This window comes from Nocardioides sp. 31GB23, assembly GCF_040012395.1.
Classification (GTDB): domain Bacteria; phylum Actinomycetota; class Actinomycetes; order Propionibacteriales; family Nocardioidaceae; genus Nocardioides; species Nocardioides salarius.
On record NZ_JBDYKJ010000033.1, the window covers coordinates 38,531 to 49,350 of the forward strand.

The window sequence follows — 10,820 nt, forward strand, 5'->3', positions numbered from 1 at the left end:
GCACGGTGACAGCGACAATCGTCGTGTCGGCGAGATCCGTCCCGCCCGCCGGGACCCGCACCTGGAGGAGACCCCATGAGCCAGTTCGGTGCCGAGAAGTTCACCACCCGCAGCCGCGAGGCCATCGAGACCGCCCAGCGCCTGGCCACCACCTCGGGCCACAGCCACACCGAGCCCGTGCACCTCCTCGTCGCCCTGCTCGGCCAGGACGACGGCACCACCCGCAGCCTGGTCACCAAGGCCGGCGTCGACGTGCAGCAGCTCGTGGCCGGGGCCGGCTCGGCGCTCGAGGCGCTGCCGCGCGCCAGCGGCGCGACGGTCCAGCAGCCCGCCGCCTCCGCCGCGCTGACCCGGGTGCTGGCCGGCGCGCTCGACCTGGCCGCCTCGATGAAGGACGACTACGTCGCCACCGAGCACCTGCTGATCGCGATGGCCGGCACCGAGTCGAGCGCCCAGAAGGTGCTCGCCGACGCCGGGCTCACCGAGGCCGGCCTGCGCGAGGGGCTCACCGCCGTGCGCGGCAACCGCCGCGTCACCAGCCAGGACGCGGAGTCGACGTACGAGTCGCTCGAGAAGTACTCCGTCGACCTCACCGCCGCCGCCGGGGAGGGCCGCCTCGACCCGGTCATCGGCCGCGACGCCGAGATCCGCCGCGTCGTGCAGGTGCTGAGCCGGCGCACCAAGAACAACCCCGTGCTCATCGGCGAGCCCGGCGTCGGCAAGACCGCCGTCGTCGAGGGCCTGGCCCAGCGCGTCGTCGACGGCGATGTGCCCGACTCGCTCAAGGGCCGTCGGGTGCTCAGCCTCGACCTGGCCGCGATGGTCGCCGGCGCGAAGTACCGCGGCGAGTTCGAGGAGCGGCTCAAGGCCGTCCTCGAGGAGGTCAAGGAGGCCGGCGGGCAGGTCATCACCTTCATCGACGAGCTGCACACCGTGGTCGGCGCGGGCGCCGGCGGCGACTCCTCGATGGACGCCGGCAACATGCTCAAGCCGATGCTGGCGCGCGGCGAGCTGCACATGATCGGCGCCACCACGCTCGACGAGTACCGGGAGCGGATCGAGAAGGACCCGGCGCTGGAGCGCCGCTTCCAGCAGGTCTTCGTCGGCGAGCCCAGCGTCGAGGACACCATCCAGATCCTGCGCGGCATCCAGGAGAAGTACGAGGCGCACCACGGGGTGCGCATCACCGACGCCGCGCTGGTGGCCGCCGCCACCCTCTCCGACCGCTACATCAGCGGGCGCCAGCTGCCCGACAAGGCCATCGACCTCATCGACGAGGCCTCCTCGCGGCTGCGGATGGAGATCGAGTCCTCGCCCGAGGAGATCGACCAGCTGCGCCGCCACGTCGACCGGCTCAAGATGGAGGAGTTCGCGCTGGCCAAGGAGAGCGACGAGGCCTCCGTCGAGCGGCTCGGGTCGCTGCGCGCCGACCTCGCCGACGCCGAGGAGGAGCTGCGCGGGCTCGAGGCCCGCTGGGAGTCCGAGAAGGCCTCCCTCGAGGGCGAGGGCGAGCTGCGCCGCCAGCTCGACGGGCTGCGCATCGAGGCCGAGCGGCTCCAGCGCGAGGGCGACCTGGGCCGCGCCAGCGAGATCCTCTACGGCCGCATCCCCCAGCTCGAGCAGCAGATCGAGGCCGCGGCCGCCGCCGAGAGCGGCCAGGTCGAGGGCACCGAGCCGCTGGTCGGCGAGGAGGTCGGCCCCGAGCAGATCGCCGAGGTCGTCGAGGCCTGGACCGGCATCCCCACCGGCCGGATGCTGCAGGGCGAGAGCGCCAAGCTGCTCGAGATGGAGCAGGTCATCGGCGAGCGGCTCATCGGCCAGCGCCAGGCGGTCACCGCGGTCAGCGACGCCGTACGCCGCTCGCGCGCCGGCATCGCCGACCCCAACCGACCCACCGGCTCGTTCCTCTTCCTCGGCCCCACCGGCACCGGCAAGACCGAGCTGGCCAAGTCGCTGGCCGACTTCCTCTTCGACGACGAGCGCGCGATCGTGCGCATCGACATGAGCGAGTACTCCGAGAAGCACTCGGTCTCGCGGCTGGTCGGTGCCCCTCCCGGCTACGTCGGCTACGACGAGGGCGGCCAGCTGACCGAGGCCGTGCGCCGCCGGCCCTACTCGGTGGTGCTGCTCGACGAGGTCGAGAAGGCGCACCCGGAGGTCTTCGACATCCTGCTGCAGGTGCTCGACGACGGCCGGCTCACCGACGGGCAGGGCCGCACCGTCGACTTCCGCAACACGCTGCTGATCCTGACCTCCAACCTGGGCTCGCAGTACCTCGTCGACCCCGCGCTCGACGCGGAGGCCAGCCGAGAGAAGGTCCTGGCGCTGGTGCGGGCCTCGTTCAAGCCCGAGTTCCTCAACCGGCTCGACGAGATCGTCACCTTCGAGTCGCTGAGCCAGGAGGCGCTGACCCACATCGTCGACCTGCAGCTGGCGCTGCTGGAGAAGCGGCTGGCGGTGCGGCGGATCTCGATCGAGGTCACCGACGCCGCGCGCCGCTGGCTTGCCGAGACCGGCTACGACCCGGCGTACGGCGCCCGGCCGCTGCGCCGGCTGATCCAGACCGCCATCGGCGACCGGCTCGCGCGGATGCTCATCGGCGGCGAGGTCGTCGACGGGGGAGCCGTGCACGTCGACGTCGGCGAGGACGGGCTGGTGCTGGGCGCCTGACGTCGCGCGGCGGGACCGCCGGCGGGGGCGGCCGGGCTCAGGCCCCATCGCCCCCGCGGCGCCGGCCGAGCCAGCCGCCACCGAAGAGCGCCCAGACCACCAGGACCGGCTGGAAGAACAGCCGGACGAGGCGGGCGCGGTCGGTGTCGAGGCCGAACGCGTCGGTGCCCTCGACGTACTGCGCCACGTTGCCGGGGAAGATCACCACGAAGAACGCCGCGAGCAGCGCCCCGACGAGCCGGCGCCGCCGCGGCAGGGCCACGAAGGCCGCTCCCAGGCCGATCTCCACGACGCCCGAGCCGACCACGACCAGGTCGTCGTCGAGGGGGAACCAGTCGGGGACCTGCGCCTGGAACTCGGCGCGCTGGGTGGTCAGGTGCAGCACCCCGGCGCCCACCATGGCCGAGCCGAGCAGGAGTCGAGAGGCGGTGCGCAGCATCGAGGACATGACGCCAGCCTAGGAGCCGGCCTCGGGCGGCGCGGTCGTCTCACCTGCCGTCTGGTGGAATGGGTGCCATGTCAGATGCCGCCCCCGCCCGACCGCGGCAGGTGACGGTCGCTGCCTGGCTGATCATCCTCGGCTCGGTCTTCGTCGTCTTCTCCGCCTTCGGCCAGGTCTCCGCCGGCAGCTCGCTCGAGACCCGCGAACGCATCGAGACCCTGCTCTCCGAGCCGCCCGCCGAGGGCCTGGGCCTCGCGGTCGACACCGTGCTCGAGATCCTGCGGATCGTCGCGATGGTCGCCGCGGCCGCCGCGACCGCCACCGCCATCCTGGGCACGCAGGTGCTGCAGCGCTCCCGGTCGGCCCGGCTGTGGCTCTCGGTGCTGGCGGTGCCGCTCTTCCTCTCCGCCGCCTTCATCGGCGGCTTCATGGGCGCGCTGGTCGCGGCCGCCGTGGTGATGCTGTGGCTGCAGCCGGCCCGCTCCTGGCTGGCCGGCGAGCCATTGCCCGAGCGCTTCAACGCCGACGGCACCCTGCGCAAGGCCGAGGAGGCGCCGCGCAAGCAGACCCCTCCGCCCACGGCGCCTCCCACGCCTCCCGCTCCCCGGCACGAGCAGGAGCGCCAGCCGGTCGGTCACGCCGGCCCGCCGCCGCCGGCGTACCCCCAGCAGCAGCCCGGCCCGGCGCCGTACGCCGGCTTCGGCCAGGCGCAGCCCGAGCGGCCCCAGACGGCCCCGGTCGGCGGGCACGCCGCCCGCCCCCAGCGGCGCCCGGCCGCGCTGGCCTGGGCCTGCGCGCTGGTCTGGGTCGGCAGCGGCCTGGCCGTCGCTCTGATGCTGCTGGCCTCGCTGGTCTTCTCGGTCGTCACCGAGGCCGAGCTCCTGGAGGCCGCTGGTGACCAGCGTGCCGAGCTGGCCGCCCAGATCGAGGACCTGGGCTGGGAGAGCCTCGTCCAGGGCATCTACGCGGCGACCGCGGTCCTGGTCCTGGGGGGCATCGTGGCCAGCGTGCTGGCCGTGCTCGCCTTCCGCGGCGTGCGCTGGGCCCGCATCGCGCTGACCGTCTCGACGGGCGCCCTGACCGGCATGCTGCTGGCGGCGGTGCTGGCGGCTCCGCCGATGGTGCTGGTGCTCGTCCCCGTCGCCGCCACGTTCGTCCTGCTGCTGCTGCCCGGAGTGCGCGCCTGGCGACGCTGACCCGGCCCAGATCTCGCGCTGACCCGGCCTGAACTTCGCGCCGACCCGGCCCGGATCTCCCGGGTCGGCGTCAGGCGGTGAGGTCGGCGGCGGCCAGCCGGGCCAGGCCGTCCTCGATCACCGGCACGGTCTTGCAGAAGGCGAAGCGCACCAGGTGCCGCCCGGCGTCGGAGTCGGGGTAGAAGCCGCGCAGCGGGATCGCGACGACGCCGGCGCGCTCGGGCAGGGCCAGGCAGAAGGCCGTGGAGTCCTCCCAGCCCAGGTGCTCGACGTCGACGCTGGCGAAGTAGGTGCCCTGCGGCACCCGCGACGGGAGCCCGGCCGCCCCGAGGCCCGCGCAGAGCAGGTCGCGCCGCGACTGCAGGTCGCGGGCCAGCTCGAGCGGGAAGTCGGCCTCCTCGCGCAGGGCCTGGGCGACCGCCGGCTGCAGCGGCGAGCCGGAGGTGAAGGTCAGCCACTGCTTGGCGCCCAGCACCGCCTCGACCAGGTACGACGGCCCGGTCGCCCAGCCGACCTTCCAGCCGGTGAACGACCACGACTTGCCCACCGACGACAGGCTCAGGGTGCGCTCGGCCATGCCCGGCAGCGTGCTGATCGGGGTGTGCACGGCGTCGTCGAAGACCAGGTGCTCGTAGACCTCGTCGGTGATCACCACCAGGTCGTGCTCGACCGCCACGTCGGCCACGGCCTGCAGCTCCGCGGCTGAGAGCACGGTGCCGGTGGGGTTGTGCGGGGAGTTCAGCAGCACGAACCGGGTGCGCGGCGTGACCGCGGCGCGCAGCTCGGCCACGTCGAGGCGGTAGTCGGGCGCGCGCAGGGTGACCGGGCGTCGTACGCCGCCGGCCATCTGGATCATCGCGACGTAGGAGTCGTAGTAGGGCTCGAGCACCACCACCTCGTCGCCCGGGTCGACCAGGCCGAGCAGCGCGGCCGCGATGCCCTCGGTGGCGCCCGTGGTGGCGCAGACCTGGGTGTCGGGGTCGAGGTCGATGCCGTAGTGGCGGCGCTGGTGCTCGGCGACCGCCCGCCGCAGCGCCGGCACGCCGGTGCCGGGGGCGTACTGGTTGGCACCCTCCTCGACGGCCTGCGCGACCCGCGCCCGGCTGCTGGCCGGCCCGTCGACGTCGGGGAAGCCCTGGCCCAGGTTGACCGCCCCGGTGCGCAGCGCGAGCGCCGACATCTGCGTGAAGATCGTCGGCGGGATGCCGTCGAGGCGGTGCGCGGGGGAGGCGCCGCGGGGCCGGGGGACGGTGGAGGAGGCGGTGGACGTGCCGGGTGCAGCCATGGCCCCACCGTAGCCACGCGCCCGGGTCGGGTTGAATGTCTCGCGTGAGCGAGACGACTGCTGCCCCCGACGCCGCCCTGGCCGCCGACATCGACGCGCTGTGCCGCCTGACCGGCAGCTTCACCCTGCGCTCGGGCCAGGTGGCCCCGGAGTACTTCGACAAGTACCTCTTCGAGTCCGACCCGGCGCTGCTGCTGCGGGTGGCGCGCCAGATGGTGGGCCTGCTGCCCGACGACCCCGACGGCACCGGGCTGCTCGGCGGCCTCGAGCTCGGCGGCGTGCCGATCGCCACCATGGTCTCGAGCCTGACCGGGCGACCGGCGCTCTTCGTGCGCAAGAAGGCCAAGGAGTACGGCACCTGCAAGCTCGCGGAGGGCCCCGGCGTCGAGGGTCGCCGCGTGACGCTCATCGAGGACGTCGTCACCACCGGTGGCGCCGTGCGCGACGCGACCAACGCGCTGCGCGCCGCGGGCGCGGTCGTCGAGGTCGTCGTCTGCGCGATCGACCGCAGCCCCGAGGGCCAGGACCCGCTGGCCGACGTCGGGCTCGAGGTGCGCCCGGTGCTGACCAAGGCCCAGCTGGACGCCGTCTCGTGACCGAGGCCCGCACCCTCGCCACCAACCGCCCGCGCCACGCGCTGCCGCTCGACCTGGTCCGTGGCTTCCTGATCGGCTCCGCCGAGCTGGTGCCGGGCGTCTCCGGCGGCACGGTCGCGCTGGTCACCGGCGTCTACGAGCAGCTCATCGACTCCGCCCACCACGTCGTCTCGGCCGTACGCCGCCTGGTCACCGGCCCCGACCGGCTCGCCTCCGCCCGGGCCGAGCTCAAGCGCACCGACTGGTTCCTGATCCTGCCCGTGCTGGCGGGGATGGCCACGGCGCTGGTGACGATCGCGGGCCTGATGGGCTCGTTCGTCACCGACCACCCCGAGCTGTCGCGGGGGCTGTTCCTCGGCATGGTCGCGGTCTCGATCCTGGTGCCGCTGCGGATGATGCCCGCGGGGCACCGCCCGGCCTGGGTCGACGTGGTGCTGGTCGCGCTGGTGGCGGTCGCCACGTTCTGGACGGTCGGTCTGGCCGGCGGTGGCGCCGAGGCCGACCCGTCCCTGGTCGTCGTCTTCGGGGCGGCCGCGATCGCGATCTGCGCCCTCGTCGTGCCCGGCGTCTCGGGGTCGTTCTTCCTGCTCACCGTGGGCCTCTACACGACCACGCTCGAGGCCATCGACGGGCGCGACCTGGTCTACCTGGCCGTCTTCGCAGCGGGCGCGACGCTGGGCCTGGCCTCCTTCGTGCAGCTGCTCAACCACCTGCTCGACCACCGCCGGCGCACTACGCTGCTGGTGATGGTCGGACTGATGCTGGGCTCGCTGCGAGCGCTGTGGCCCTGGCAGTCGGTGCCCGAGACGTCCGCCGACGGCGAGGCCCACGGCCCGGGCGCACTGCTGGCGCCCTACGCGCCGGTGGCCGGGCCGGTGCTGCTGGCGCTGCTGGGCGCCGCGGTGGTGCTGGTGCTCGTGGTCGTCGAGTCGCGCGCGAACCGCGACGCCCCTGCCTGACGCCGGTCCGGGCCGGCTCGACGCGAAGTCCGGGCCGGGTCAGCGTGAGATCTGGGCCGGGTCAGCGCGAAGTCTGGGCCGGGTCAGGGAGTGCGGGACTCGCGGCGCCACTCGAGGACGAGCGGCACGGCGAAGACCGCGAGGATCAGCAGCAGGGCGAAGTCGAGGTTGTCGCCGAGCCAGGCGATCCCGCCGAGGAAGTAGCCGAGCAGGGTGATCCCCAGCACCCACAGGACGGCTCCGATGAAGCTCCACAGCCAGAAGGTGCGCCGCGGCATGCCGGTCGCGCCGGCCACGACGGTGATGAAGGTGCGCACGAACGCCACGAACCGGCCCAGCACCAGCGCGGTCGAGCCGTGCCGGTCGAAGAACTCGTGGGTCTGGTCGAAGTGCTTGCGCTTGATGATCCGCCCGTCGCGGGCGTAGAGGGGCGGCCCGATGCGCCGCCCGATCTCGTAGCCGACGACGTTGCCGCCGAAGGCGGCGGTGACCAGCAGCACCATCGAGATCACCAGCTCGGCGACGACCCCGCCGGGGAACAGGTCGATCTGGCCGGTGGCGATGAAGAGACCGAGGCTGAAGAGCAGCGTGTCGCCGGGCAGGAACGGGAACAGCAGCCCGCACTCCACGAAGATGACGGCCAGCGCGATCCAGAAGAGGGTCTCGCCGAAGTGGCCGAGCCACCACTCCAGCTGGAGCCAGTCGATGCCGAACAGGAACGGCTCGATACCCAGCACGACGTCAGCCTATCGGGCGGTGCCGACTAGCCTGCGGCGCGTGTCCTCCTCACCCCCCGACGACGTACGCCGAGCGCCCTACGACCCGATGCCGCACGGGCCGGTCGAGGTGGGCGTCGGCCCGTGGGAGGGCCCCTGGCCCACGGGCCCGCAGTGGGACCCCGAGCTGCTCGCCGGCGGCGACCGGCGCAACGTCGTCGACCGCTACCGCTACTGGAGCCTCGAGGCGATCCGCGCCGACCTCGACACCCGGCGCCACGACTTCCACGTCGCGATCGAGAACTGGCAGCACGACTTCAACATCGGCACCGTGGTGCGCAGCGCCAACGCGTTCCTGGCCGCCGAGGTGCACATCGTGGGCAACCGGCGCTGGAACCGGCGCGGTGCGATGGTCACCGACCGCTACCAGCACCTGCGCCACCACGAGGACGTGCCGGCGCTGCGCGACTACCTCCACGCGCTGCCGGGCGGGCCGGTCGAGCTGCACGGCATCGACAACCTGCCCGGCTCGCGGCCGCTGGAGGCCGGGCCGGTGCCGCGGCGGGTCTGCTTCCTGCTGGGCCAGGAGGGCCCGGGGCTCTCCGAGGGCGCCCGCGAGGCCTGCGACGCCACCTTCTCGATCGCCCAGTTCGGCTCGACGCGCTCGATCAACGCCTCGGCCGCCGCGGCGATCGCGATGCACTCGTGGGTGCGCGACCACGCCGACCTGGGCGACGAGCGCACCTGGCGCGGCTGAGCCGGCCCCCGCTGGTGCGCGGGAGCCGGCTCAGGGGTTCTGCTGTGGTCAGCGGCAGGCGCGCTCGAGGTCGAAGCGCTTGACCTGGCCGCGGTCGATGAAGACCTTGCGGGTGGCCAGCGCCTTGCCGCCCACCTCGCAGGTCAGCGTGTACTTCTCGCGCCGGCCGTCGGTGAAGGTCGACCGGGTCGCGTACTGCCCGACCTCGACGGTGTACGACGGGCTGACCGAGGCGTAGTTGACGACCCGCACCACGTAGGTGCCGGCGGCGGCGTCGGGCACCTGGACCTGCTCCTTCTCGCCGGGCGCGTTGCCGGACGTGCCGACCTCCACCAGCTCGCCGGAGGCGTCCTTGCGGTAGACCTCGAGGTCGAAGTCGTCGGGGGTGGGCCAGTCGAGGTCGATGCGCAGCACGTCGGAGGCCCTGCGCGCGACGTACTCGTGGTCGACGGTGCCGACGAGCGGCTCGGTGGTGCCACCCTCGATGGTCTCGCCGGCGAACGGCTCGGCGGCCAGCTCCTCGATGGGGCGCGCCTGCAGCAGCGGACGCGTCGAGGGGTTGACCACCCAGGAGAAGCGCCCCTTGCGGCCCACGGTGATGGTCGAGTCGAGGTGGTCCTCGAAGGAGGACTCCCACGTCGGGGACTCGAAGTCCTTGCGCAGGCGCAGCGTCGCGCCCTTGGGCGCCTTGCCCTTGAGGACGCCGTGCTTGCTGGTGTCGATGGCGTGCTGCAGCGCGAGCAGGTACGCCGCGCGGTTGCCGCGGCCCTCGTGCTCGCCGGCGCCGAGGTACTCGTCGACGACCTCGGGGAACGGCGGGTGGAACTCGTGCGCGCCGATCTCGAAGGTGTAGCCGTAGCCGCCGGTGGCGTTGTAGGACCAGTCCTCGGTGGTGCCGGTGGTGTCGTAGAGCTGCCAGCTGTTCTGGTTCAGGTAGCCGTTCTGGGCGCTCATCCGGGCCCCGAGCGCCTTGAGGCCCTTCTCGTCGGGGGCGTTGCCGACCGGGTTGCCGTCGGGGCCGATGGTCGTCGGCGCGACACCGTTGGGCCGCAGGATCAGGTTGGAGAAGGTGTGGTTCGAGATCATCATCGTCACCTGGCGCTCGCGCACCAGGGTCTGGATGTTCTGGGTCTCGGGCTCGGAGAACGCCGACGCGCCGCGGTACGTCGGGTCGAGGACGCCCGCCTCGACCTCGCCGGCCGCCGGGACCGGGCCGGCCGCGCCGGGGCCGCCCCAGAAGCCGCCGTAGTTGCGGTTGAGGTCGACGCCGAGGCCGAAGCCGCCCGGGCTGGTCAGCGTCAGCCGGCAGGTGCCGTCGGGGATGTCCTGGCCGTCGACCACCCGGCAGTTCTTGCGCTTGTAGGCCTGGCCGGGGGTGGCCAGCACGGTGCCGGTGCCGCCCAGCGGGTCGGCGTCGTTGAGGGCCCGCAGGTCGACGTACTCACCGTCGGTGCGCGAGAGGTCGAAGCCGTCGGGGTTGACGACCGGCACGACCAGCACCCGGGCCCTCTTCAGCATCCGGGTGATCTTCTTGTCCTTGCCGAAGCCCTGCGCCAGGTCGGTGGCGAACTCCATCGCCAGCTCGCCCGACGGCCACTCCCGGGCGTGGTGCAGGCCCATCAGCAGGAAGGTCGGCTTGCCCGACGCCTTCTTGTCCACGTCGGCGCCGATCTCGATCGCGTGCACGGTGTTGCCGTCGAGCGTCGGGTCGGCCAGGTCGAACATCCGCACGTGGCCCGGGAAGTCGGCGGCCAGCGTGGTCATGTCGGCGACGTAGTCGGCCAGGGTGCGGTAGGTGTCGCGGCCCGAGGGCAGCGGCGAGACGTCGACCGAGGCGGCGTACGCCTCGTTGAGCTCGGCGATCTCGACGCCGCGCTCGACGAGGTTCTCGATGCGCACGTCGTAGGTGAAGCCGGCGGCGCGCAGCGCGGCCCGGTCGGCGGCGGTGTGCAGCAGCACCTCGACGTAGTCGCGGCCGGCGTGCTCGGTCAGGTCGAGGCCGAGCTTCTGCAGCCGGGTGCGGTCGGCGCGCCCGGGCGTGTCGACGGTGACCAGCTGGGGCGCGAAGACGCTGGGTGCGGCCGTGGTCGCGGCGGCGCCGGTGGCGTTCACGGTGGCGGCCAGCGGGGCGGTCACCGCCAGCGCAGCGAGCGCGGCCAGGCCGGCGACGCGGCGGCGCGCCCGGCGGGGGTGGGGGAC

At 73.4% G+C, this 10,820-nt stretch carries 9 protein-coding genes; 5 read left to right on the forward strand and 4 right to left on the reverse strand.

Annotated features, from left to right (window positions below):
- The first annotated feature begins 75 nt into the window (after positions 1-75).
- Positions 76-2,670 (forward strand): ATP-dependent chaperone ClpB, encoded by a 2,595-nt coding sequence (gene clpB / locus ABKW28_RS12215; RefSeq protein WP_348609916.1) that lies wholly within the window; start codon positions 76-78, stop codon positions 2,668-2,670.
- A gap of 37 nt (positions 2,671-2,707) precedes the next feature.
- Here clpB and ABKW28_RS12220 read toward each other — a convergent pair whose 3' ends face one another.
- The gene (locus tag ABKW28_RS12220; protein ID WP_348609919.1) at positions 2,708-3,118 is read right to left on the reverse strand and encodes a hypothetical protein; all 411 of its coding nucleotides are present in this window, start codon (positions 3,116-3,118) and stop codon (positions 2,708-2,710) included.
- A 68-nt stretch (positions 3,119-3,186) separates the two neighbouring features.
- On the opposite strand from ABKW28_RS12220, the gene ABKW28_RS12225 reads away from it, so the two are divergent.
- Positions 3,187-4,308 (forward strand): hypothetical protein, encoded by a 1,122-nt coding sequence (locus ABKW28_RS12225; protein WP_348609922.1) that lies wholly within the window; start codon positions 3,187-3,189, stop codon positions 4,306-4,308.
- A 70-nt stretch (positions 4,309-4,378) separates the two neighbouring features.
- Here ABKW28_RS12225 and ABKW28_RS12230 read toward each other — a convergent pair whose 3' ends face one another.
- Positions 4,379-5,593, reverse strand: coding sequence for a pyridoxal phosphate-dependent aminotransferase (locus tag ABKW28_RS12230; protein WP_348609925.1), 1,215 nt, complete (start codon positions 5,591-5,593; stop codon positions 4,379-4,381).
- A 44-nt stretch (positions 5,594-5,637) separates the two neighbouring features.
- On the opposite strand from ABKW28_RS12230, the gene pyrE reads away from it, so the two are divergent.
- Both pyrE and ABKW28_RS12240 read left to right on the forward strand, forming a co-directional pair.
- Positions 5,638-6,189, forward strand: coding sequence for an orotate phosphoribosyltransferase (gene pyrE, locus ABKW28_RS12235; RefSeq protein WP_348609928.1), 552 nt, complete (start codon positions 5,638-5,640; stop codon positions 6,187-6,189).
- Entirely contained in the window at positions 6,186-7,148 is a 963-nt protein-coding gene (locus tag ABKW28_RS12240; protein ID WP_348609931.1) for a DUF368 domain-containing protein, read from the forward strand. The genes pyrE and ABKW28_RS12240 overlap by 4 nt, the downstream gene beginning before the upstream one ends.
- A gap of 83 nt (positions 7,149-7,231) precedes the next feature.
- On the opposite strand, the gene ABKW28_RS12245 is transcribed toward ABKW28_RS12240, so the two are convergent.
- Positions 7,232-7,885: a VTT domain-containing protein gene (locus ABKW28_RS12245; protein ID WP_307822982.1), complete on the reverse strand. Its 654-nt coding sequence runs from the start codon at positions 7,883-7,885 to the stop codon at positions 7,232-7,234.
- Between the two features lie 88 nt (positions 7,886-7,973).
- On the opposite strand from ABKW28_RS12245, the gene ABKW28_RS12250 reads away from it, so the two are divergent.
- Positions 7,974-8,621 (forward strand): TrmH family RNA methyltransferase, encoded by a 648-nt coding sequence (locus ABKW28_RS12250; protein ID WP_193668427.1) that lies wholly within the window; start codon positions 7,974-7,976, stop codon positions 8,619-8,621.
- 48 nt (positions 8,622-8,669) lie between these two features.
- Here the strand turns inward: ABKW28_RS12250 and ABKW28_RS12255 are convergent.
- A partial coding sequence (locus ABKW28_RS12255; RefSeq protein WP_348609934.1) for a M14 family zinc carboxypeptidase occupies positions 8,670-10,820 on the reverse strand: 2,151 nt, incomplete at its 5' end.